Source organism: Flavobacterium sp., from assembly GCF_039595935.1.
Classification (GTDB): domain Bacteria; phylum Bacteroidota; class Bacteroidia; order Flavobacteriales; family Flavobacteriaceae; genus Flavobacterium.
On the sequence record NZ_JBCNKR010000004.1, the window covers coordinates 20,579 to 42,111 of the forward strand.

The 21,533-nt window shown below is 31.3% G+C and carries 27 protein-coding genes; 17 read left to right on the forward strand and 10 right to left on the reverse strand.

Annotation, left to right across the window (positions count from 1 at the left end; genetic code table 11):
• Positions 1-562: 562 nt before the first annotated feature.
• The 9 genes from ABDW27_RS00430 to ABDW27_RS00470 all read left to right on the forward strand — a co-directional run bounded on the left by ABDW27_RS00430 (position 563) and on the right by ABDW27_RS00470 (position 6,552).
• A complete protein-coding gene (locus tag ABDW27_RS00430) occupies positions 563-889 on the forward strand; it encodes a hypothetical protein (RefSeq protein ID WP_166924145.1) in 327 nt (108 codons plus the stop codon).
• 83 nt (positions 890-972) lie between these two features.
• Positions 973-2,166, forward strand: coding sequence for a hypothetical protein (locus ABDW27_RS00435; protein ID WP_343694100.1), 1,194 nt, complete (start codon positions 973-975; stop codon positions 2,164-2,166).
• A 285-nt stretch (positions 2,167-2,451) separates the two neighbouring features.
• Positions 2,452-3,171, forward strand: coding sequence for a hypothetical protein (locus ABDW27_RS00440; protein WP_343694101.1), 720 nt, complete (start codon positions 2,452-2,454; stop codon positions 3,169-3,171).
• Between the two features lie 3 nt (positions 3,172-3,174).
• The gene (locus tag ABDW27_RS00445) at positions 3,175-3,681 is read left to right on the forward strand and encodes a hypothetical protein (protein ID WP_343694102.1); all 507 of its coding nucleotides are present in this window, start codon (positions 3,175-3,177) and stop codon (positions 3,679-3,681) included.
• 114 nt (positions 3,682-3,795) lie between these two features.
• The gene (locus ABDW27_RS00450; RefSeq protein ID WP_343694103.1) at positions 3,796-4,188 is read left to right on the forward strand and encodes a hypothetical protein; all 393 of its coding nucleotides are present in this window, start codon (positions 3,796-3,798) and stop codon (positions 4,186-4,188) included.
• A gap of 103 nt (positions 4,189-4,291) precedes the next feature.
• Entirely contained in the window at positions 4,292-4,468 is a 177-nt protein-coding gene (locus ABDW27_RS00455; RefSeq protein WP_343694104.1) for a hypothetical protein, read from the forward strand.
• The gene (locus ABDW27_RS00460; RefSeq protein WP_343694105.1) at positions 4,461-5,015 is read left to right on the forward strand and encodes a hypothetical protein; all 555 of its coding nucleotides are present in this window, start codon (positions 4,461-4,463) and stop codon (positions 5,013-5,015) included. Before ABDW27_RS00455 ends, ABDW27_RS00460 begins: the two co-directional genes overlap by 8 nt.
• Before the next feature lie 157 nt (positions 5,016-5,172).
• On the forward strand, positions 5,173-5,694 hold the full coding sequence (locus tag ABDW27_RS00465; RefSeq protein WP_343694106.1) for a hypothetical protein: 522 nt from the start codon (positions 5,173-5,175) through the stop codon (positions 5,692-5,694).
• A 6-nt stretch (positions 5,695-5,700) separates the two neighbouring features.
• Positions 5,701-6,552, forward strand: coding sequence for a hypothetical protein (locus tag ABDW27_RS00470; protein WP_343694107.1), 852 nt, complete (start codon positions 5,701-5,703; stop codon positions 6,550-6,552).
• Positions 6,553-6,780: 228 nt separating this feature from the next.
• Here the strand turns inward: ABDW27_RS00470 and ABDW27_RS00475 are convergent, their stop codons facing one another.
• Positions 6,781-7,029, reverse strand: a complete 249-nt coding sequence (locus tag ABDW27_RS00475) for a hypothetical protein (RefSeq protein WP_343694108.1) — start codon at positions 7,027-7,029, stop codon at positions 6,781-6,783.
• 152 nt (positions 7,030-7,181) lie between these two features.
• Between ABDW27_RS00475 and ABDW27_RS00480 the strand changes: the two genes are divergently transcribed.
• Entirely contained in the window at positions 7,182-7,742 is a 561-nt protein-coding gene (locus ABDW27_RS00480; protein ID WP_343694109.1) for a hypothetical protein, read from the forward strand.
• 180 nt (positions 7,743-7,922) lie between these two features.
• Here the strand turns inward: ABDW27_RS00480 and ABDW27_RS00485 are convergent, their stop codons facing one another.
• Positions 7,923-8,306 (reverse strand): hypothetical protein, encoded by a 384-nt coding sequence (locus ABDW27_RS00485; RefSeq protein WP_343694110.1) that lies wholly within the window; start codon positions 8,304-8,306, stop codon positions 7,923-7,925.
• A gap of 92 nt (positions 8,307-8,398) precedes the next feature.
• Complete coding sequence (locus ABDW27_RS00490) at positions 8,399-8,818, reverse strand: hypothetical protein (protein ID WP_343694111.1); 420 nt, start codon at positions 8,816-8,818, stop codon at positions 8,399-8,401.
• 115 nt (positions 8,819-8,933) lie between these two features.
• Between ABDW27_RS00490 and ABDW27_RS00495 the strand changes: the two genes are divergently transcribed.
• The gene (locus tag ABDW27_RS00495; RefSeq protein WP_343694112.1) at positions 8,934-10,163 is read left to right on the forward strand and encodes a multidrug effflux MFS transporter; all 1,230 of its coding nucleotides are present in this window, start codon (positions 8,934-8,936) and stop codon (positions 10,161-10,163) included.
• Positions 10,164-10,288: 125 nt separating this feature from the next.
• On the opposite strand, the gene ABDW27_RS00500 is transcribed toward ABDW27_RS00495, so the two are convergent.
• The 5 genes from ABDW27_RS00500 to ABDW27_RS00520 form a co-directional block, all read right to left on the reverse strand.
• Positions 10,289-11,557 (reverse strand): NAD(P)/FAD-dependent oxidoreductase, encoded by a 1,269-nt coding sequence (locus ABDW27_RS00500; protein WP_343694113.1) that lies wholly within the window; start codon positions 11,555-11,557, stop codon positions 10,289-10,291.
• 106 nt (positions 11,558-11,663) lie between these two features.
• A complete protein-coding gene (locus ABDW27_RS00505) occupies positions 11,664-12,188 on the reverse strand; it encodes a GNAT family N-acetyltransferase (protein WP_343694114.1) in 525 nt (174 codons plus the stop codon).
• Positions 12,189-12,267: 79 nt separating this feature from the next.
• On the reverse strand, positions 12,268-13,602 hold the full coding sequence (locus tag ABDW27_RS00510) for a DEAD/DEAH box helicase (RefSeq protein WP_343694115.1): 1,335 nt from the start codon (positions 13,600-13,602) through the stop codon (positions 12,268-12,270).
• A gap of 201 nt (positions 13,603-13,803) precedes the next feature.
• The gene (locus tag ABDW27_RS00515; protein ID WP_343694116.1) at positions 13,804-15,342 is read right to left on the reverse strand and encodes a DEAD/DEAH box helicase; all 1,539 of its coding nucleotides are present in this window, start codon (positions 15,340-15,342) and stop codon (positions 13,804-13,806) included.
• A 109-nt stretch (positions 15,343-15,451) separates the two neighbouring features.
• A complete protein-coding gene (locus ABDW27_RS00520) occupies positions 15,452-15,985 on the reverse strand; it encodes a DUF6155 family protein (RefSeq protein ID WP_343694117.1) in 534 nt (177 codons plus the stop codon).
• 103 nt (positions 15,986-16,088) lie between these two features.
• On the opposite strand from ABDW27_RS00520, the gene ABDW27_RS00525 reads away from it, so the two are divergent.
• Together ABDW27_RS00525 and ABDW27_RS00530 are read left to right on the forward strand one after the other, a co-directional pair.
• Positions 16,089-16,382 (forward strand): DUF3817 domain-containing protein, encoded by a 294-nt coding sequence (locus ABDW27_RS00525; protein WP_343694118.1) that lies wholly within the window; start codon positions 16,089-16,091, stop codon positions 16,380-16,382.
• Positions 16,375-17,634, forward strand: a complete 1,260-nt coding sequence (locus tag ABDW27_RS00530) for a mechanosensitive ion channel domain-containing protein (RefSeq protein ID WP_343694119.1) — start codon at positions 16,375-16,377, stop codon at positions 17,632-17,634. The genes ABDW27_RS00525 and ABDW27_RS00530 overlap by 8 nt, the downstream gene beginning before the upstream one ends.
• A 203-nt stretch (positions 17,635-17,837) precedes the next feature.
• Here ABDW27_RS00530 and ABDW27_RS00535 read toward each other — a convergent pair whose 3' ends face one another.
• Both ABDW27_RS00535 and ABDW27_RS00540 read right to left on the reverse strand, forming a co-directional pair.
• Complete coding sequence (locus tag ABDW27_RS00535) at positions 17,838-18,266, reverse strand: hypothetical protein (RefSeq protein WP_343694120.1); 429 nt, start codon at positions 18,264-18,266, stop codon at positions 17,838-17,840.
• A 24-nt stretch (positions 18,267-18,290) separates the two neighbouring features.
• A complete protein-coding gene (locus tag ABDW27_RS00540) occupies positions 18,291-18,470 on the reverse strand; it encodes a hypothetical protein (RefSeq protein ID WP_343694121.1) in 180 nt (59 codons plus the stop codon).
• Between the two features lie 79 nt (positions 18,471-18,549).
• Between ABDW27_RS00540 and ABDW27_RS00545 the strand changes: the two genes are divergently transcribed.
• The 4 genes from ABDW27_RS00545 (at position 18,550) to ABDW27_RS00560 (ending at position 21,493) form a co-directional block, all read left to right on the forward strand.
• Entirely contained in the window at positions 18,550-18,957 is a 408-nt protein-coding gene (locus ABDW27_RS00545) for a glyoxalase (RefSeq protein ID WP_343694122.1), read from the forward strand.
• Between the two features lie 24 nt (positions 18,958-18,981).
• A complete protein-coding gene (locus ABDW27_RS00550; RefSeq protein WP_343694123.1) occupies positions 18,982-19,857 on the forward strand; it encodes a DUF4238 domain-containing protein in 876 nt (291 codons plus the stop codon).
• Between the two features lies 1 nt (position 19,858).
• Complete coding sequence (locus ABDW27_RS00555; protein WP_343694124.1) at positions 19,859-20,434, forward strand: Crp/Fnr family transcriptional regulator; 576 nt, start codon at positions 19,859-19,861, stop codon at positions 20,432-20,434.
• A gap of 87 nt (positions 20,435-20,521) precedes the next feature.
• Positions 20,522-21,493: a zinc-binding alcohol dehydrogenase family protein gene (locus tag ABDW27_RS00560; protein WP_343695261.1), complete on the forward strand. Its 972-nt coding sequence runs from the start codon at positions 20,522-20,524 to the stop codon at positions 21,491-21,493.
• Positions 21,494-21,533 lie beyond the last annotated feature (40 nt).

Sequence of the window (21,533 nt, forward strand, 5' to 3'; positions counted from 1 at the left end):
TTTTTGTTATTTCAATTTTGAATAATTATTTGATTTGTATGATTTTAAGTTTTTCTATCTGGTGATTTATTATTCTAAAATGTTCATTTTTAATTAATTTTTTTTATTCCAATTCAAATATGAGAGTATGACCAAATTGAAATATGATAATCGAATATCTGAAGCAAATATTGTACGGGATTTCATAATTTTCTATTTTACATAATATAAATTATAGTTCATTTGTGATATAACTTATTAACTATTACAAATGGCTTTAAAACGTTCCTCTTTAGAGAATTACACGCTATTACTTGTAGAACTAAACAAGATGCGTCACACAAACTTTAATGCAAAAACATTTTTGAAAAAAATGCGTCCATTTTGCAAAACCTCACATTTAAAGTTCAAAACATTATTTCTAAGAATCCGTGGTTCAAATATAGGAATTACAATTAAAGTTTGTACGGATTGCTTTATAGTAACTCAATCTTTTTGCGTTCACGAATTTATTTTTTACTGCAATTCTCAGAAAACGCTTATTTCAAAACTCCTTAAACATAATCTTCTAATACCTTAATATATGTCTACAATTTTACTTTTAATCCAAAAACGAGAAAATTTGCTTTTGGAATTGTCGGGATTAAATCATGATTTAAATGAGTATTCAAAAAATCCTGTAGAGACTGTCGATTTACTTGGTTTAAAGTATCAGCATGATTTTACAATGAGAGAAATTAAAAATGTTGGTCAGCAGATTAATGTTTTTTTTAATTCTCAGATTTCAAATTATCAGCAGAAATTTTTTGAAGTCGAAAAGAAAATAACTGAGGCGATATCAAAGAAAGAATTTACAATACATGATTTACCAAAAAATCATTATTCACTTTGGCAGGATTCGGAAAATTAATTTTTTGCTACTCCCCTTTCGATTTTTTAATTGTTGCCGTAGGGTATAACGGCAACTAACTCACTCAAAACCTACTAAAAACAATGATTTCATATAGAGAAAGGCATCAAGCCCAAACCAAATTCAAAAACAATAATTTAAAACCTACTCTTATAAATATTGACTACTTAATTATCAATTTAGAGGGTCAACCGTTTGGAGAATTTCCTGAACATTCAAAGTTTCGTTTAAAACCTTACGAATATGGAACTAAGATTTTTGAGCTAAGAGCAGACCTATATTATGAAGATTTAAAAATCGGTATTTATACAGCAAAACCACGTTCTGCAATTATGAGCGAACAATTTGCACAGCTTCAATTTGAAAACAATCTATTTTATACATTATCTAACGACGCTTTAAAAGGTGTCATAAATGCTTTTTGCGATGAAACGAACTACTTATTTAAGTCTGTTAATAGACTGGATATTTGCCTTGACAAGTCTGATATCAACAATTCTTACCGTAATTTATATAGTAATGTGGTTGCAGGTAACTACCTTATTTCAGGTCGTCCAAAAAATTTACAAAGCTATTTTGAAACGTACAAAGGAAAATCAATACTTAACGGTTTCCAAATAGGAAAAAGAACATCAGACAAAATAATACGATGCTATAATAAAACTCTGTCTTTGCAATTAACTGAAAAGCCATACATAAACGAATATTACGCAAATAATGGTTTGAAAAATGACAATGTTTGGCGTTTTGAATATCAGTTAAATTCAGCGTTTTTCAGAGGTCTTAACGAACATTCGAAAGGAAATTTAAATATCAGTCAGGCAATGACTTGGGGTATTTTTGATAAAGCAAATCTTTATGAGTTGTTAAAAATTGCAAATAAAGGTTTTTTTGAACTTCGTGAGAATACTGGTAAAAGTCAAATCAATAAAGAAAAGCAAATAGTTTTGTTTGATTTTGATTTTTTACAATCCCAAATTACCAAATTCAATCCTATAATCAAACGCTTGAAAAAGGTTGTTCTTTCTTCTACAACCATTAAAAAACGTCTTGCAAAATCTCTATTTAGAGAATATTACGCAAACAATCAGGATATATCTTATATCGTTGCTCTAAATCTTTTACTTGAAGATTTAGACATGATTACCGAAAAACCACTTATAAATTGGTTCAAAAACAAATTGCATTTCTATATGCATGAGTTTAGAACAAAGGAAAAATTAGTAAATGATTTTGACTTTGAATTATTCCACGAACATCAACTTTTATTTTTATAAGCCATGAAAACACAGAATACAAGCCAAAAAGTTACCAAAACTCAATTAATGCATATTCTTGAAGTCAGTTATCCGACGGCAAGAAAAGAGTATCAAATCATATTAGATAGTCTTGCACTAAAAAGGAAATACTTAATGATTTCTGATTTAATTGAGTACAAAATTCTTTCTTAAAATGGTAAAAAATAGAAAAAATTAGAAAGGAATAGAAAGAATTAGAAAGCGCCAAATAATAGTTGCAATAACCTTTGTGAAAGAAATTTAAACAAATAAAATTTATAACAAATGAAAATTGCAACTATTACAGGCGTTACAAAATCGCCAGAACTACAAGTAACAAAAGCAATCGGTGCTTTGATTCTTTCAAGTGATGTGGCTTTATCAGCTTTAACTACTGAAAAAATCAGTATTTACATTGAACGTGGAAACGGCTCGAATGTCATTTTAGCAAACAAAGTGTTGCTTAAAGATTTCATTTTAGCAAGTACCTACGGAACTGAAAACACTCAATCGGATGCTGATAATGCTATGATTGCATTATGTGAATTGGCAGACGAAGGTTCAATTTATCTTGCAGATAAAGAGAGTATTAAAATTACTCTTGAAGATTTGATTGCAGATAAACGATACGATTTACACGGTATTGAAGAACCGCAACAAACCAACAATTTATTTTTCTTCGAACAAAAATCTGTTGCTTCTGAGGAGTTCAACAAAAAAATCGATGTTCAGGGATTTGATTTGGCAGTCATGACTGTTGACGATTCAGTAAGTGATTTGTCTTACCAGTACTCAAATGGTCAGGTTGTAAAATATCTGCCATTCGAATTGCAGACTTTAAGCCGTGACATTGACCCAATCCAAGCTGTACTTTCAGACGGAAAAGTTGTTCAGGGTTTAACTGATAGATTAACCTTGCCTTTAGTGGCTGTTGTTGGTATTGAAATCAATAAGTCGCAAGGCTCAATTATTAATTTCGTCGTAAGATGTTTAAAAACTGTGTAAAATATGGGATTCTTTAAAAAAATTGGTCAATCCATTAAGAAAAACGTCTCTTTTAAAAACTTGGTAAAGGTTGCTACTACTGCCGTTGGTTTTGTACCTGGCTTTGGTGGGATTGCTCAGCAGGCAATAGAAAAAGTTACTGATTCAGTAGAGGCTAGAAAACAGCAAAAACGTGCGGAAGCCGAAGGTAAACAAGCGGAAGCTGATGCTTGGAGTGCTAAAGCAAAACAATTAGAACAACAGTTAGCAGATGGTACTGGTGCAATAGTAAATGCTGGTTCAAATATGTTTGCAAAATCAGTGGTAAAGGGTGTTAATGATGGTTTGTCAGATGGTGTTGTACAAGCTTCGGGGCAAATTGGTGCTACTGTCGTAAGTTCAACTATTAAAGTTTGGTTTGAAAGAAATTGGAAAATTGTTATTGGTGCTGTCGCTGGTCTTATTGCATTGATTTGGTTTTTAAGACGTGACCGCAATAATTCAGGCAGAAGAGTTGCTCGAAAAAGATAGCAAGCCGAAAAATTACTATCGAATCTATCTTATTGTATTTCTGATAGATTCGGCAGTAATCATAGTAAAAAAACTGACTGAAATTATATTATTAATTAAACACATTATAAAGTAATGGCACAAAATAGAAAGAATTCTAATAATCAGAATTACAACAATAATAAACAACAAAGCGTAAAGCATTCGGGAGCAAAGTATACCACTTATACTCCTGTTTCGGGGCCTAATCAAGGTGTAGAACAACACTTAACAACTGGTTGGAGATTATCAAAAGGCGAATTAATTGCAATTAAGTGCGTAACCACAACAAAATCAAATCTTTCAGATAAAGGTTGGTTCGGTTCTGTAGCATGCACTTTTACAAACACAAAAACTGGTGTTCAGTCTTTTCATTGGGGAACAATGCAGAAAAACGGCGGTAAAGTTGTAATTGACAGTATGGCGTTTGTAATTAATCCACGTGCAAAAAACGGTGGTTACGCTGGTACGTTTATCCGTTCGAACTAATGTTTAGGTTTATATTAAAGTTCCTCCCTCTTATACTTCATGAGGGAGTTGATTTACTCAAAGAACATTTAGAAAAAAGAAAACAATTAAAACAAAATAAGTTATGAAAAATTTGAAAGGAATTGTTTCGATAATTGGTATTATCGTGAAATATGGTGCGGTTGTAACTGCAATTTTAAAAGGTATTCAGGTTGTATCTGATGAATTAAGTAAGCTTGATTTTGGAAAGGATGAACCGCAATTACCTGCTAAACCTCAAACTGTAGAAGAAAATGAGTAGTTTTTTAGGTCGTAAGGATAAATCAAGGGGTATCCGCAATAATAATCCGGGCAATTTACGTTTTGTTGCGTCTAATAATTGGCTTGGAAAAATACCTTACGTAGAAAATACGGATGCCGATAAAGCCTTTGAGCAGTTTACAGAAATCAAATATGGTATTCGTGCAATGTTACGTGTTGTTATTAATAATATAGATAAAGGCAATGATACTGTTACTAAGATAATTACTCGTTATGCACCTCCTTTCGAAAATGATACAAAAGCTTATATAAGTGGTGTGTCTAAGGCGCTTGGGTTGCATCCTGACGAAAAGATTACAAATGTCGATGCTGTATTTTTAATAACTATTGCTAGAGCAATAATCAAACATGAGGTTGGAACAGATGCTTCTCTTGTTTTGGATTCGGACATACAAGATGCGATTGATGTTATCGGAACTTTTAATCTTAATAACGTTACGGTAACGGCTAAAAAGAAATTCAAATTTAATTATTTGATTATTCCCGTACTGCTTTTTTTTTATACTGTTTACAGCGTTACAGTCTAAACAAACGCCCAAAACGATAAAAATTATTAATTCAAAATTTAAACAAGATGTTAGATAAAATCAAACTTTTTTACGCAAACAATAAAACTATTGCAAATGTTGTATTAGTTGCTTTAGCAGGATTCTTAGCTTATAAATTATTTAAGAAAAAATAATTATGGCTCAAAGAGAGATAGTTAATAGAACAAAGAGCCAAGCCAATACTGTTTGGCTCTTTGATTTTCTGCAGAAATATTGGCTTTTATGTGTTGGTATCATTGTGTGTTATCCATTATTGAGAAAATGGTATGCTAAATTCACACAAGATGCTGAAGAAAAAGCTTTGGAAGATGCGGAAAAAGATTTAAAAATTGCTGTTTCTAACCCAATGACGAAAGAAATTGAATTGAACAAAATTACACTTCGTAAGGAAGTTCATAACATAGCAGAATCTTTAGCTGTTTGGTTGGGAACAAATAAGCAAACAAAAGACGCTCCTTGGTATACTTGGATAACTGAACCAATGTCGAATTTCGAAAATGAAAAAGAGACAATTAATGAGTTATTAAAAGTAAAGCAAGTTACAACTGTTCCTTTAGTAATTGGCTGTTATTATGTTATTACAAGACGTGATTTAAAAGCTGATTTGAAAAAATATTTATCAACTTCGGACTTGAAAAAAGTTCCGTTATTTAATTAATCAAGTATGAATTTTATTCAATATATAGATGATTCTTACGCAGTTAAGGTAAAAGAGATTAATTCATCAGAAGGTTTTTATATAAATGGTATTCAAACACCATTTTTTATATTATCTGTCTTTATTGGTAATAAGCGTGTTACTGGTGTGGAGTTTAACAATTATGATAGTTTACCTATGCTGTCTGTTATTAATGATTTAGGTAATATAGATTTAAATGTAATTCCTCAAAATTATTTTGCTACCGCTTTTACAGAAATTTATTTTAATATTCCTTTTGGTGGCGATTCTGCTAGTGTAGAGATTTCAAATTTTAGTGATTTTCAAACAAAACCGTTAAGGTATCTTAAAGAATATAAATTACCTCAATTTAGATTAGATGGCAGATTTTCTCAGGGTTCAGGTTATCAATTTGATACTAGGGTTTATTCGATGCTTAATATTGGTACTATTCAGGCGGATAATAAATTTTATGTAAATAGTTATGATACTTATTTAAATCATACTCATTTAGATACGATTTATTATCAAGGGCAAACTGTTAATTATCTTCAAAATGGATATAATTTAGTTAATAGTTTTCCAGTTCAAAATAATGGTAGTATCATTCAATTTGGTGATTTTTATGTAAAAATGACAACAAACAAAACTTCCTATCCTTATGGTTTGAGAATTTACATTTTTACAGATATTCGAACAAATGAATTTTGGATTATTGTTAATTACGTAGAACAAGGCACAAGCTTAATCAAAAAAGCTGAATTCGATATTTCAACATTTGTTTGTGTAAACGGTGGTTTCAAAATTAAGAATCTACTTCAAGATGTAGAGATTCAAATCAGCAATGTTTATGGCTAATACTACTCCAACACCTTACAGCTGTACAATCTTTAATAAAGATAAATCTATAAGACCTATTAAAATTGAGTTTTGTAAATCAATATTTTACTTACATAACTGGTGTAAGAGTATCAAATTTGATTATCATTATATTAATATTTACAACCGTAAAACTGGTAAGTATATTTCAAGACAATACTTTAATGAGTATATAATAGATAGGCCTTTGTATTAATTTACAAAGGCTTATCTGTCTAGTAAGCTAATTTTTTCTATAATATCAATGTATTTATCAATTACATACAATTCAAGTCCACAAGCCAACCTTAAATAAGTTCCATTATCTAGTTCTTTTAAGCATGTTATGTGAGGTATTAATACCATGTAAGTATTAATAATCTTTACGGTATAATTTGGATTTGCTTTTTTTACAGCAGTTAGAAATGCTTTTCCTGAATCTTTAGGGTCAATCTGATTTACAATAATGCCTTTCATTTTCTTTTTTTATAAATATTAATATTAGAATGAATTAGAAAAACTAAAGGTATAATTATTTATTCTTTTATAGCAATTGACAAAGTGAAATTAAAATTATTGGCATTATATTTGAAAATCTTTAGTAATTATAAACTCACAAATATAACCACATGAAAAAAAATACTTTATTAAAAATTTTAATTGGATTAGTGGCGGTTCTTATAGTTCTCGTTTCATTGTCATTTATTGATTCTCATCGTGATTTCGAGGAACAGTTAAAAATTGAGAAAGGAATCGATTCTGTTTTTCAAAATGATGCAAAACAGAAATATCTTCATGATTTAACTATTAAAAACAGACAGTTAAGGAATTCTTGGACAGAATATATTGGTGTTAAGACTAATGACTATACTTATTACGAAGTTGGTGGTGTTGAAAATTTAAAAATTACTTGCACTAATGATACTCCATATAAGTTAGACGTGGTTTATGTTACTGTTTGTTATATTATCGATAATGGAACATGTTTCAAGACTGAGGATGTAACTTTTAATAATGTTCCTCCAAATTCTCAAATGTCTGTCGATGCTCCAAATTCTTCTAGAGGTAAAAAAATAAGTTTGGATATATTAGAAATCTATAGTGATGATTTGAATTTCTTATACAATCTTACTACACCTTTGCCAAATGGAACAAACGACCCTTACTTTTCAAAGCAAAGGCATAGATAGAAATCAATAAATAAACCCCAATAAAACGGGGTTTTTTTATGTCCATATTTTTTTTATACCTTTAGATTTCTACAAAATAGTGCTAAAAATTGATGTTGATAAAGTTGTTAACATCTTCTTGGACATACTGCAAATCATACTATAAATTATAGTTCAAATTGAATACACCAGAAAAGGGCGTTATTCGTATAATTTGTTCAGTATTAGCTCTTTTGGTACTAAATCATTTCCGCCACGTTTTGTAAATTGTAAAACGCCGTCTTCAATAATTAATACTGCACTTGAACCCGATCCGTCTTTGTCTGTAAGTTTTATTTGAGCTCTGTCGCCTAATGGATAAACATATCCGGTAACATCCAGGACTCCAGAATTTAATTCTGCATGATCGCTTATAACTTCTGCAGTTCCGGAAATCATATAATTTGACTGAGCCATTGTAATTTTAAAAAAATATTCCTTTTTACAGTCTTTGCATTTTTTTGAACCCCATGTGCCGCTAAATGTATTGGTTTGTGAATAAGATTGAAAATTGATAAGAATCAATAATAAAAGGAATTTTTTCATATTTTTTAGAAGCATATATTTTTACTCAAATATAAACGAAAAAAGCATCACAACTAAATCTGTGATGCTTCATTTTTCTCATATTTGAAAATTTATTTTATTTTTTTCAAATAAACGGATTTTCCGTTAAGTGAAACTTCAATCTGATTTGTTTTATCAGAGAAAGTTGTACGCAGAACATTTCCTTTAAAAACGGTAATATCGCCGTAAACTTTTCCGGTTTCATCAGAAACATATTCAAAGAGCAATTTTTTGTTGTCTGGTTCAAGACCTAATTTATAGCTTGAAAATTTAGTTCCTGATAAATCAAATTCCTGTTGAGAATCAATAATTTTTCCATCAATATAAAAATTGGTAATCGATTTATTTAAAGTGATATCGGGATAATACTGATTCACTTTTTGTAACAATTGATACTGTTCAACGCTGACATCTTCTTTTTTTGAAGAAACTGTCTGTGCAAATGAAATGGATGTAAAAATAAGGGCTGATAATAAAATGTATTTCTTCATATTTTCTAATTTTTAGGTTAATAAGATCTATTTTACATAATAAATGCATTAAATATCTACTACAAGATATGAAATCTTTACCTTTGCAGGAAATTATATGCCCTTTTTTAAGAAAATGACAACAAAAAAATACATTCAGCTTATCCTTATTTTAGGTTCTTTAACCGCACTTGGCCCTTTTTCAATCGATATGTATTTACCTGGTTTCTCTGATATTGCAGCAGATTTGAATACATCTGTTGCGAAAGTTTCTATGAGTTTATCCAGTTATTTTATTGGTATTTCTGCCGGACAGTTGCTTTATGGACCATTATTAGACCGTTTTGGACGCAAAAAACCTTTATTTTTAGGATTGATGGTCTATATTCTGGCTTCTTTAGGATGTGTTTTTGTAAAAGATATTGATTCTTTTATTTTCTTACGTTTTGTTCAGGCTATCGGAAGCTGTGCCGCAACGGTTGCTTCTGTAGCAATGGTTCGTGATTTATTTCCTGTAAAAGATATCCCAAAAGTATTTTCTCTTTTAATGCTTGTTTTAGGGCTTTCACCAATGCTGGCGCCTACAATTGGCGGTTATGTAACCGAAGATTATGGCTGGCATACTGTGTTTGTTATATTATTATTTATGGGAACTGCTATTTTGATAGCTTCACAAGTTGGTCTTCCTAATAGTTATAAACCGGATAGTTCGATTTCGCTTAAACCTAAACCTATAATTACCAACTTTTTAAATGTGCTGAAAGAGCCTCAGTTTTATACGTATGCATTTACGGGTGCAATAGCTTTTTCTGGATTATTTACTTATGTAGCAGCCTCTCCTATTATTTTTATGAATATTTATCATGTAGACGCTAAAACATACGGATGGATTTTTGCCTTTATGTCGGTTAGTTTTATTGGCTCAAGTCAGCTAAATTCTCTTTTGCTAAAGAAATTTTCAAGCGAACAAATGATTTTTACGGCTTTGATTATGCAGTCTGTAATTAGTATTGTTTTTCTGGTACTTTCAGTAAACAACTTATTAGGATTATATCAAACAATTGTAATGTTGTTTTTGTTTTTAGGCTGTTTGGGAATTTCAAATCCAAATACGGCTGGATTAACGATGGCGCCTTTTGCAAAAAATGCCGGAAGCGCATCTGCATTGATGGGTGCAATTCAATTAGGTTTGGGAGCGTTGGCTTCGTTTGCTGTTGGGGTTTTCGTTAAAGATTCTGTAGCGCCTATGGTTTTAATTATGACCGTAACAACAATTATTGCTTTTATAGTTTTAAATATCGGAAGACGTTTTATCAAAAATAAAGTCGAAGTTTCTGAAAATGATGATACTGTAGTTGGACATTAAATTTTAAGAAATTCCAAAATTTAAATTCCAAATTCCAACTTTTGTTATAGAATATAAAAAAGCCAGAATCTCGATTCTGGCTTTTTTATTGGAATTTGGAATTTAAAAATTGAAACTTAATCTTTTTATTCCATTTGTTGTTTTTTATCAGGTCTGATAATCATTCTAAGAGATTGATCTCTTGCAAAATAAGCCACCATCCAGTTCCAGAAAGTGTTTAATCTGTTTCTGTATGTAATTAAAGAAATTAAGTGAATAAACAACCAGATGATCCAGGCAAAGAATCCTTTAAAATGCCATTTTGGACTTGGTAGATCTACTACTGCTTTAGCTTTTCCAATAATTGCCATTGAACCTTTATCTTTGTATACAAATGGTTTAAGTGTTTTGTTCTTAACCATTGCTTTAAAGTTATGAGCTAAATTTAATCCCTGCTGAATAGCAACCTGAGCCACTTGCGGGTGTCCGTCAGGGAAATTTTTATCTCCGGCTAAAATAGCCGTATCTCCAATTGCGTAGATATTTTCTAAACCGTTTACTTTATTATATTGATCTGTTGCCATACGGCGGCCGCGGCCGTAGCTTTCTTTAGGAATTCCGTCAAAAAGTTTTGCAGAAACTCCGGCAGCCCAAATTAAGTTTTTCGTTTTAATGGTTTCTCCGTTTTCAAAATGCACAGTATCATCAACATAATCAACAACACGAGTATGCAATTTTACTACAACGCCTAATTTTGTAAGCGCATCAAGAGTATCTTTTTGAGATTCCTTGCTCATTGGTGCTAAAAGTGCATCACCGCCATCAACTAAATAAACATTGCTGGCAGATGTTTCTAATTCCGGATATTCCTTTAAAAGAATACTTTTTCTCATTTCGGCAAACATTCCTGAAACTTCCACGCCTGTTGGTCCTCCACCGGCAACAACGATCGTTAACAATTTACGACGTTTGCGGATATCTTTGCAAATGGCAGCTTTTTCCAGGTTTTTAAGCAATGCATTTCGCATTTCGATGGCATCATTTAAAGTTTTCATCGGAATAGCGTTTTTCATTACGTTTTCCATGCCAAAATAACTTGTTTCGGCACCTGTAGCAAAAACTAATTTATCGTATGATAATTCGCCATTACTTAATATAATCTTGTTTTCAGCAGGAACTACAGATATTAATTCGCCTAAACGAAACTGAAGGTTTTTTTTACCTGCAAAGAATTTTCTAAAAGGATAACTAATACTTGAAGGTTCTAAGAAAGCAGTTGCAACCTGATATATAAGCGGTGGAAAAAAATTGTAATTATTCTTGTCTACAAGGGTTACTTGTATGTCTGGGTGGTTTACAAGTTCTTTTGCAAGATTAATTCCGGCAAAACCACCTCCAATTATGACTATGTTCATATATGTTGTGGGTTTAGTAGTATTATGAGAAAAACTCTCTGTATAAATTTAACATTTATAATTCTAAATAAAAAGTCATTTAAGGTTTTCTTTAAGCTGCTTAAAATTAATTTATGATTTTAAGTTTCATCATAATATCAGTTTGTTCATCATTACCTAATCTAAAAATATGTTTGTCAAATTCAACAAAACCATTTTTTTTATAAAAACTTAAAGCTCTGTGGTTTTCTTCCCAGACGCCCAGCCATACGTAATGTGATTTTTTGATTTTTGCTATTTCTATAGCTTTCTCATACAGTAATTGCCCGACTTTTTTGCCATGAAATTCTTTTGAAACGTAAATTCGTTCAATTTCAAGGGATTTTTGGTCTTTTAATTCAGTTTGAGAATCTCCGAAGTTTATTTTTAAATAGCCAATTACTTTATCATCAAGAACTGCAAAATAAAATTCGGAGTCGGGATTGGATAATTCTGAGGTCAATTTTTCTGCAGAAAAACTTTCCTCTAAATATTTTTTCATGTTTTCTTCAGAATTAACTTCTGAAAAAGTTTCCTGAAAAGTCTGTCGGCCAATTTTTTGTAATTGGTCAATTTCGTTAAGTGAAATCTTCTCTATTTGAATATCTGCCATTCTGATTTATGTTGTCATTTAGGGTTAAAATTCCTTATAAATTTACAACATAAATTGGCATTTTTATTGGAGTTACGGCTTACTTTTTGAATTTTTTAACAGGTTTTTCAACTACATCGATTTTGTTTTGCAGTACATAATTGGCAAGTAATTTTTCAATCAGTTCTTCTTTGGTAAGATGATGAAAAACCGTTTTTACTTTTGTTTTTAAATCTGCCGAAATATCGTGATTTGGTTTTGTTTTAAAGATTTGTTTCGCCCATAAAAGCGTATTGTTTTCTTCGATACTTAATACAGATGGCTTTTCGAATTTAGAAAAAGTAAGACCTAATTCTCTTTCAAAATCGGCAATTTCAAAAACTTCTTCTTCCTGTAAAACAGTTAAAGAAAGTCCTTTTGCCCCTGCCCTTGCGGTTCTTCCGCTTCTGTGAACATACGTTTCATAAGCATCCGGCAAATGATAGTTTACAACATAAGATATTTCTTTTACGTCGATTCCTCTCGCCGCTAAATCAGTTGCTACGAGTATATTAATATGTCCTTCGCGGAATTGCTCCATAATTCTGTCACGAATTCCCTGCGTAAGACTTCCGTGAATGGCGCCCGACGAAAAACGATTTATAGCCAGATTTTTAGCTAATTTGTTTACGGCTGCTTTTGTTTTACAGAAAATAATACCGCGTTCTCCTTCTCTTGAATTTAAAAAATGCATTAAAACATCTAATTTTTCGATAGGATCTACTACAATATATTGGTGATCAATTCCTTCGTTACCAACAATTTCCATATTGGCACTTACCTGAACTACATTTTTATTCAGATAGTTTTGAACCAATTGTTTGATAGTTCCCGGTAAAGTTGCTGAAAATAATAAAGTGCGGTGTTTTTTAGGAATTTCGGCTAAAATTTCATCCAGACTTTCTTTTAGAATCGAAACCATTTCATCGGCCTCGTCTAAAACTAAATATTGGGTTTGTTTTAAATCAATTGCTTTTCTCTGAATCAAATCGATTAAACGTCCCGGCGTAGCAACTACAATGTGTGTTGGCGATGTAAGACGTTCAATTTGAGGTTTAATTGGAATTCCGCCACAAGTCGCAGCAATTGAAATGTTTGGAATATATTTTGAAAAATCTTCTAAGTTTCTAAAAATCTGAAGACCTAATTCTCTCGTTGGAACTAAAATCACAGCCTGAACAGCAGTTGATTTAGTGTCAATTAATTGTAATAAAGGCAGTCCGAAAGCGGCAGTTTTTCCGGTTCCGGTTTTGGCTAAACCTATAACATCATGGTTTTCAGATAATAAAAGCGGAATTGTTTTTTGCTGAATTTCAGTTGGTTCAACAATATTTAATTCGCTTAATGCTTTTAAAATTGGTTCTGAAAGTCCTAATGTTGAGAATTGTTTAGACATATTTTTATTTTAGATTTTAGAGTTCTGATTTTAGATTTGCCACAGATTACTCAGATTTAAATGATTTTATTATTTTGACAAAGGAGAAATTACATCCTATATTCTACAAAATCTGTATAATTCTAGTGTAATTTCTCCTCTCCGAAGTGACTGAATGCTGAAACTTCTAACTTTTAACAGTTAACATTTAACTTAAAAAAATCAATCCGGTTCGTTCATGATTTTTTCGCGGTATTTTTTACCTATTAATAACGTCAGTCTTTGTTTGTAATCGTCTAAAAGCCATTCGCGGTAGTTTTTACTACATTGGCTTAAACATTTAGCAAAACGTTTTATACGATCTTCGATGTCGTCTTCCAGCTCTTTTGAAAGTGCTTTGGCTTCCGGCAGTAATTCTGTATTATCTACACACATGGCAGCGTGTTGTTCTAATGACTTATCTAAAACAATTTTAGAACGTAAATTTTGCTTAATTGCCTGTTTGTGTTCTTCATCAACATCAAAAGTAACATCAGCTGTTTTACTGAATTTTGCTCGTAATTCAGGCGGCATGCTGTACTTGAAATACATTTCGATTTCGGTATCGTCTCTCAGGTTTTCCAAATAGAATTCTGGAGATTTAAAGATATGCTGCCAGTTTACAGGATCGCTCCATAAACCAAAACGAGCGGCATTATTACCCAAATCAATAACGGTAAACTCATCTTTCCCAGGTAATTTACGAGATCCACGACCAATCATCTGGAAATAAAGTGTTAACGATTTTGTTGCTCTGTTTAAAATAATAGTTTCAACCGTTGGCTCATCAAAACCGGTAGTTAAGATTCCAACCGAAGTTAAAATCGCATCCGGTGTTTTCTTAAACCATTGTAAAATATCTTTACGTTCTTCAGAGCTGCTTGTGTTATCAAGGTGTCTGATGTCGTAACCTGCTTCTCTAAAAGTATCATAAACGTATAATGAAGTATGAATACCGTTATTGAAAATCAAAGTCTTTTTACCCAAAGAACGTTCTGTGTAAGCATGAAGCAGTTTTTCCTGCATTAAAGAATTGGTATACAAATCATCAGAAGATTTTACAGTATAATCTCCGTTGATACCTACTTTTAATGAAGTCAAACCTACATCGTAGCTGTATGTTGTTGCTCTGGCAAGGAATCCTTTGTCGATCAATGAACCAATAGTGTCTCCTACGATAAGCTCGTCGTAACTTTGGTGCATTGGTAATTTTATATTTGAACTCAAAGGCGTTGCCGTTACTCCAAGAATAAAAGCATTTTTAAATGAGTTTAATAATTTTCTGAATGAATTATAGTGCGCCTCGTCGATAATAACCAAACCAATATTATCAAGGTGTAATTTTTCGTCGTTGATACGGTTTTTAAGCGTTTCAACCATGGCAACGAAACATGAATAATCATTTTGGTCCGGCAGTTCTTTTACCTTACTGTTAATTATTTTATTGCTTACGCCAAAGCCCTTCAGCATTTTTGAAGTTTGTTTGCAAAGCTCGATTCGGTGTGTTAAAACAACCACTTTTTTATCGTTATTAGATAAATAACGACGAACAATTTCTGAGAATATTACTGTTTTACCACCTCCGGTTGGTAATTGATACAATAAATGATGTTTCGAAGGAGCATTATCTAAGCGGTCAAAAATGGCATCAATATCGCCTTTTTGGTATGCATAAAGTTCTTTTTTCTCTTCTCTTTCTATTTCTAAAGTGTTTTGAGACATTGTTTATTTTTGGATTTTTGCAAAAATACATCTAAAAAACAGTTATTCATCTTATTTTAACCTAAAATAAATGTTTTTTTTAAACTAAGATTTTTTATAGGAAGTGTTTTTATAAGTCGATTTTCTCCAGAATTGCTTCAAAATCATACCTGTTTTTCCATTTTTGCTGCAAAGTCTGCTGGTAAACTGCCTCAATTCTTGCTTTAAATTCAGTCAAAATTCCGTTAGAAATCACAAAATTTACAGCTTGTTCAAACGAATTAAATATACTTTTGTAAAACAATTCCTGTTTAATTAAATTATTTGACGAATACGTTTGCGCAATTTCGATATTGTAAAGCATCAAATCGGCAATAATAAATGAATCTACACCCAGAGAAATAAAATGTTTGATGATTTTTTGAGCAACAGAACGACGCATTTTTGCTCTCGGACGCCATTTTGCATTCGGCTTTTTTACCGGAAAATATTCATGCGAAATTTTAACCTTCGATTCCTGTAAAAGTTTGTCTTCTTTTGGGTTAAAAACAAAATCATAATACACCTTTACCGGACTGAATTTTTCGTAGAGTTCGATAAGCTGTTCTTCGAGTTGTTCTTTACTCAGTTCGGCTAAATATTTTTTTAAATCGCGTTTACTCATTATCAAAGTTTAAGATTACAAAAGTAAATTACTTTAAGGACACATAACTCAAAAACCAACCATAATACTTAATTTTGCTAATAATCTCAAAAAAATATATTACATGCTTAAGATTTTTAAAGTTACTGCTATTTTAGAAGGAATCTCTTATTTAGTTTTATTTGCCAATATGTTAATCATTAAAACTAACAATCCTGAACTTTACCATACCTTATTAAAACCATTAGGAATGACTCACGGAATTCTGTTTATTGGTTATATCATTTTAGCTTTTTTATTAAAAAAATCTCAAAACTGGGATTTAAAAACTTTTGCTATTATACTAATCGCTTCTCTTATTCCGTTTGGAACCTTTTACATAGAGAAAAAATATTTAGAAAATAAAGCAAATGCATAAACTTTTGGATAAAATATTCAATTTTTTATACCCTATTTTTAGAGATTGGGGTATGAGTCGCAATTTTGCGTCATACATCAGTCTTATCTTTAATATTGCCATAATGCTGGTTCTGGCTTATGGAATTTATTATATCGCCAAGTTTGTTTTGGTAACGCTTACGGCGATTTTTGCCCAGCGTACTAAAACAAAATTTGATGATTATTTAATTCACAACAAAACCACAAAATACACCGCCTATTTAATTCCGTTTTTCTTTATTTATAAAGCAGTTCCTATTATTCTGGACAAATATGAATACTGGGAATTACTTTTTGGAAAAATCGTGGGTATATATATCGTTCTGATTAGTTTATGGATTATCCGAACGATTTTTAATGCTTTACGGGATTATCTAAAGCAAAAACCGGAATACAGCGACAAACCAATCGACAGTTTCGTTCAGGTTATTATGATTGTGCTTTGGATTTTTGGGGTTGCGATGATTATTTCGACTTTATTCGGAATAAAGCAAGGTGAATTGTTAACCATTTTAGGAACTCTTTCGGCAATTATTATCCTGATTTTCAGAGATACTATTCTGGGATTTGTTTCGAGCGTTCAGGTTGCCATTAACGATATGGTTCGAATTGGTGACTGGATTACGATGGATAAATTTGGTGCCGATGGTGATGTAATTGAAATTAATCTAACAACAGTTAAAGTTCGAAATTTTGATAATACCATTACGACAATTCCAACTTATGCTCTAAGCTCTGATTCTTTTCAGAACTGGCGCGGCATGCAGAAATCTGACGGAAGACGTATTAAAAGACACGTTTTAATAAAAAGCAGCAGTATTCGTTTTCTTAACAATGACGATTTGAATCATATGAAAGGAATTCAGCTTATTACTTCTTATATAGAAACGCGTCAGGCCGAAATTGAAAAGTACAACAGCCTTAGAGGAATTGATAAATCATTACTGCTTAACGGACGTAATATGACCAATTTAGGAATGTTCCGAAAATATATCATGCAGTATTTGTTAGACCATCCGGGATTGAATAAAAATATGCATATTATGTGTCGTCAGCTGCAGTCTACAGCACACGGAGTTCCGTTAGAAATTTATGTTTTTTCAAGTGATAAACGCTGGGCTAATTACGAATATATCATGTCGGATATTTTTGATCATGTTATGGCCTCGGTAATATATTTTGATCTCGAAATTTTTGAACTTCCTTCGCAGATCGGAAGATTGGATAGGTAGTTTTTTAGTTTCAGGTTTCAAGTTGTTGAAGTGTGTTTAACCGCAAAGAGCGCTAAGGTTTACGCAAGGTTCGCAAAGTTTTTTTACAAAGCTTTGCGAACTTTTCGTTTTATATTAAAACCTCACAAATAAAATATCTTAGTGTTCTTTATGTAAACCTTTGCGCTCTTTACGGTTTAAATTAAGCGTAACGCAAATAAAAACTATTTCTTCACTTTTACAAAAACAAACTTCGGATCTTTATAATTCAATGTTCCCGGAATAAAACACGGCAGGCTCATGTAGGTTCCAACTACGCCGTTTCCTAAAATCAGTTTGTCATCTTTTTTTAGCAAAGCTAAAGGGATTCTTTTCCAGCTTCCACCATTAGAAATATAATGAAAATCGCCTCTCAAAGTATCTTTCTTTATATCCCCTCTTACATCACCGGAATCTTTTCCAACTCCATAATACGATATTTCATAACGTCCATAGAAACGTTTATCGTTTATGTTGATGTCTAAAATTGCAGTGTCTTTATTGTTTACGGCGCGATATAAAATGCGATTGTATTTGTCTTTTTCTTCTTTAGAATTACAGGAAACAACTACAGTTAAAATTAAAAAAGAGAAAAGAATAGATTTTAAGTTCATTTAAAAAGTATTGTAAAATGTATTTTATTGTCTCGTTTTAATCAATTGGAATATTTGAACCAAAAGAACGCCAAATAAAACGCCAATAGCAAAAATAGAAAGGAAATCGACATTACGAATATTCGCAGCAGAATTGTTTCTAAAATAATTTCCGGAAGCAATAATCAAAAGAATAACCGTCAGTATAATTGATTTGTTTTTCATAATGTTGATTTTTAGTGAATTAAATTTTAATAAATGTATAAAAATTATTAAAAGATTTTTCTAAATTTAAAGAAAAAACATGGCAGATAGAGATACTTTTTTAAGAGAATTCAGAGGCGAAACTTTAGGAACCGTAAGTGCTCAATCTTCTTCGGATGAGATCTTTCAAAATCAAACGATTAGGCCTATATTAAAACTTCAAAACGATTTGTTTATTGCTGTTTTTATAAATTACGTAAACAAAAATAAACCCGACTTTTTTTCTTATTCTGTAGAGAAGAAATTAATGGCTATCGAAAATTCCATTCAAAAAGATATTAAATTCAGAAATTCCCTAAAAGGAATTGTAATGGCGCTTTTTACGCTTGAAGAGTACGAAACCTATATTCAGAATTCTTCAAGTTTAAATAAACGAATGATGAATTTATTGATTGAGCGATTGAAAAGTCAGGTGCAGTTGTTTGAAGTGGAATCGGATTCGAAGTGAAATATTTTTTCAAAGATAAAATAGATGAATAATATATCATGGAGACACCATTACCTACCTGTTTTTTATTTAAAAGGTTTTACTAAAGAATCTGGGAAATTAAAAATTTATAATGTTAATGATAAACGGTTTATTCAAAATGGAAAAGAATTCTCTCCTGAATCATATTTTTTTGAGAAAAATGCTAATACTTTAGAATTTGGAGATCAAAGCATTGATGTTTTGGAAACTGAATATTATGCATATTTTGATGATAAGATTTCAAAATTGATTGCAAAAATCAATGCATCTGATCATAATACTCGTTATGATGTTAATGAAGATGATATGCCTATTCTTAATCATTTTGTTAGTTTAATGTATTGGCGTCTTCCTCATCGAGAAAAAGAACTAAAATCTATAATTTCAGAAAATGATTTAAAAAGTTTAGGAATCTCAATTCCAAATATTGGTATTGATAATACAATTTTAGAAGAGAAATTTAAAAATAGTACTGAGTTTTTAAAGAGTTTTAAATACTATAATTCTCTATTGGATACAATTCGAGGGATTAATTGTAACACACCTTTTTCAATAATTGAAACTCATGAAAATTTCCCTTATTTATCTTCTGATAATCCTGTAATTTTTGAAAAAAAATTTCGTCCAAAAGTTTTCGAAGATGACTATTTATTCCCTTTGTCAGGAAATAGGCTTTTTGTAAAAGGAAAAAGAAAAAAGGATTTCCCACCATATTTAAGAATGCTTGTTGATACATTAGTTTATAAGCAAGCCATAAAATATGTTAGTTGTACTGATGAAAATTATATTGGAATGCTAGATATGGTATTTGAAAGACATGATAGTATAGAGAAATTAAAATCTTATGTTTTCAATATAATAAATGATTTAAACGAATAGTATGTTTAACCAATTCCGAAATAAATTTCCATTATCAGATGAAAAATGGAATGAATATACAGGTTATTTTAACCGTATTGAAGTTCCGGCTAAAACAGTTTTGATAGAAGAAGGCGAAATTTCTAAAAAGCTTTTTATTATCGAAAAAGGCTGTATCAGAGTTTGGTTTAATAATAACGGAAAAGATTTGACTTCACAGTTTTTCTTCGAAAATCAAAGCGTTGCTTCTATCGAAAGTTTTATTAAAAAATTTCCCAGTCCGGTTGTGGTAGAAACAATCGAACCTTCTATCTTATGGTGGATTCATAAAAAAGATGTCGATATAATTCTGGAAGAAATAAAGGAAATTCCGGAACTTCGAGACCGATTAATCAATATGCTTTTTCAGCGAACATTTGATTATATGAAACACTTTTTTTCTTTCATAAAAGACTCCCCTGCTCAGCGTTACCTTAATTTAATTGAAGAAAAACCTCAAATCGTTCAAAGAGTTCCACAGCATTATATTGCTTCGTATCTTGGTGTGAGTACAGTACATTTAAGCCGAATTAAAAGTAAATTATTGCACGAAAAATAATCAAACTGCATTTGATAACAAATGTTATCGTCTGCCCGTAAACGGCGTTCTAATTTTGCTTCATAAAATTTAATATTTATGAAAATTATGAAAGCAGCAGTAGTTTATAAAAAAGGTGAATCACCAAAATATGCAGAATTCCAAGAACCAATTTCTACTAATGAAAATGAAGTTTTAATTTCGGTTCAGGCCGTTGCCATTACCAATCTCGATAAAGGAATTGCAAGCGGAGATCATTATTCTTCTGAAAATGAAAATCAAAACGGATTTATTGTAGGCAGTGACGGAGTTGGATTGCTTGAAGATGGAACTTTAGTCTATGCTCGTGGTATTTCGGGAACAATTGCAGAGAAAGCGTTAGTTGAGAAAAACAGAATGGTAAAATTGCCCGTTAATATTGACAGCGCTGTGGCGGCGGCATTGCCTAATGCAGTGGCAGGATCAGCAATGGCACTTCGTTTTAGAGCCAAAATACAATCCGGAGAAACTGTTTTAATAAATGGGGCAACAGGATTTACAGGGCAAATGGCTATTCAGGTTGCGAAACATTACGGTGCTAAAAAAATAATCGTTACCGGAAGAAATGAAAAAACGCTTCAAAGTCTTCTGGAATTGGGTGCTGATGAAATAGTTTCTTTAAAGCATAATGATGAATCGTTTGTTTCCCAATTAAAAGGAATTCACCAAAACACGCCTATTGATATTGTTATAGATTATTTATGGGGTCATTCGGCAGAATTAATTCTTTCTGTTTTAAAAGGTAACGGAAATTTTACACCTAAAACACGTTATGTTTCTGTTGGCTCTATGTCTGGAGATACAATTCAGCTATCGGCTCAAATCCTGCGAAGCGTTGATTTACAATTATCAGGTTCTGGTTTAGGAAGCTGGACAAAAGACGAAGTGAAATTGTTATTTTCTGAAATACTTCCAGAAATGTTTCTTCTGGCTTCTCAAAATAAATTAAAAGTAAATATCGAAAAAGTAAATTTAGTCGATATTGAAAAAATGTGGAATGCAGAAGTTCCGGATGGAAAACGATTAGTTGTGATAATTTAATTGTTTTAAACACATAGAAGCATAGATTATATTTCTATAT

Bases quoted from the DNA above. Each gene is read 5' to 3' on its own strand.
- ABDW27_RS00460 (WP_343694105.1), top strand. From the start codon at position 4,461: ATGAGTAGTTTTTTAGGTCGTAAGGATAAATCAAGGGGTATCCGCAAT.
- ABDW27_RS00445 (WP_343694102.1), top strand. From the start codon at position 3,175: ATGGGATTCTTTAAAAAAATTGGTCAATCCATTAAGAAAAACGTCTCT.
- ABDW27_RS00490 (WP_343694111.1), bottom strand. From the start codon at position 8,818: ATGAAGAAATACATTTTATTATCAGCCCTTATTTTTACATCCATTTCA.
- ABDW27_RS00530 (WP_343694119.1), top strand. From the start codon at position 16,375: ATGCATAAACTTTTGGATAAAATATTCAATTTTTTATACCCTATTTTT.
- ABDW27_RS00455 (WP_343694104.1), top strand. From the start codon at position 4,292: ATGAAAAATTTGAAAGGAATTGTTTCGATAATTGGTATTATCGTGAAA.
- ABDW27_RS00535 (WP_343694120.1), bottom strand. From the start codon at position 18,266: ATGAACTTAAAATCTATTCTTTTCTCTTTTTTAATTTTAACTGTAGTT.
- ABDW27_RS00555 (WP_343694124.1), top strand. From the start codon at position 19,859: ATGTTTAACCAATTCCGAAATAAATTTCCATTATCAGATGAAAAATGG.
- ABDW27_RS00485 (WP_343694110.1), bottom strand. From the start codon at position 8,306: ATGAAAAAATTCCTTTTATTATTGATTCTTATCAATTTTCAATCTTAT.
- ABDW27_RS00560 (WP_343695261.1), top strand. From the start codon at position 20,522: ATGAAAGCAGCAGTAGTTTATAAAAAAGGTGAATCACCAAAATATGCA.
- ABDW27_RS00545 (WP_343694122.1), top strand. From the start codon at position 18,550: ATGGCAGATAGAGATACTTTTTTAAGAGAATTCAGAGGCGAAACTTTA.
- ABDW27_RS00480 (WP_343694109.1), top strand. From the start codon at position 7,182: ATGAAAAAAAATACTTTATTAAAAATTTTAATTGGATTAGTGGCGGTT.
- ABDW27_RS00435 (WP_343694100.1), top strand. From the start codon at position 973: ATGATTTCATATAGAGAAAGGCATCAAGCCCAAACCAAATTCAAAAAC.
- ABDW27_RS00550 (WP_343694123.1), top strand. From the start codon at position 18,982: ATGAATAATATATCATGGAGACACCATTACCTACCTGTTTTTTATTTA.
- ABDW27_RS00540 (WP_343694121.1), bottom strand. From the start codon at position 18,470: ATGAAAAACAAATCAATTATACTGACGGTTATTCTTTTGATTATTGCT.
- ABDW27_RS00495 (WP_343694112.1), top strand. From the start codon at position 8,934: ATGACAACAAAAAAATACATTCAGCTTATCCTTATTTTAGGTTCTTTA.
- ABDW27_RS00475 (WP_343694108.1), bottom strand. From the start codon at position 7,029: ATGAAAGGCATTATTGTAAATCAGATTGACCCTAAAGATTCAGGAAAA.
- ABDW27_RS00510 (WP_343694115.1), bottom strand. From the start codon at position 13,602: ATGTCTAAACAATTCTCAACATTAGGACTTTCAGAACCAATTTTAAAA.
- ABDW27_RS00500 (WP_343694113.1), bottom strand. From the start codon at position 11,557: ATGAACATAGTCATAATTGGAGGTGGTTTTGCCGGAATTAATCTTGCA.
- ABDW27_RS00505 (WP_343694114.1), bottom strand. From the start codon at position 12,188: ATGGCAGATATTCAAATAGAGAAGATTTCACTTAACGAAATTGACCAA.
- ABDW27_RS00450 (WP_343694103.1), top strand. From the start codon at position 3,796: ATGGCACAAAATAGAAAGAATTCTAATAATCAGAATTACAACAATAAT.
- ABDW27_RS00520 (WP_343694117.1), bottom strand. From the start codon at position 15,985: ATGAGTAAACGCGATTTAAAAAAATATTTAGCCGAACTGAGTAAAGAA.
- ABDW27_RS00465 (WP_343694106.1), top strand. From the start codon at position 5,173: ATGGCTCAAAGAGAGATAGTTAATAGAACAAAGAGCCAAGCCAATACT.
- ABDW27_RS00515 (WP_343694116.1), bottom strand. From the start codon at position 15,342: ATGTCTCAAAACACTTTAGAAATAGAAAGAGAAGAGAAAAAAGAACTT.
- ABDW27_RS00430 (WP_166924145.1), top strand. From the start codon at position 563: ATGTCTACAATTTTACTTTTAATCCAAAAACGAGAAAATTTGCTTTTG.
- ABDW27_RS00470 (WP_343694107.1), top strand. From the start codon at position 5,701: ATGAATTTTATTCAATATATAGATGATTCTTACGCAGTTAAGGTAAAA.
- ABDW27_RS00440 (WP_343694101.1), top strand. From the start codon at position 2,452: ATGAAAATTGCAACTATTACAGGCGTTACAAAATCGCCAGAACTACAA.
- ABDW27_RS00525 (WP_343694118.1), top strand. From the start codon at position 16,089: ATGCTTAAGATTTTTAAAGTTACTGCTATTTTAGAAGGAATCTCTTAT.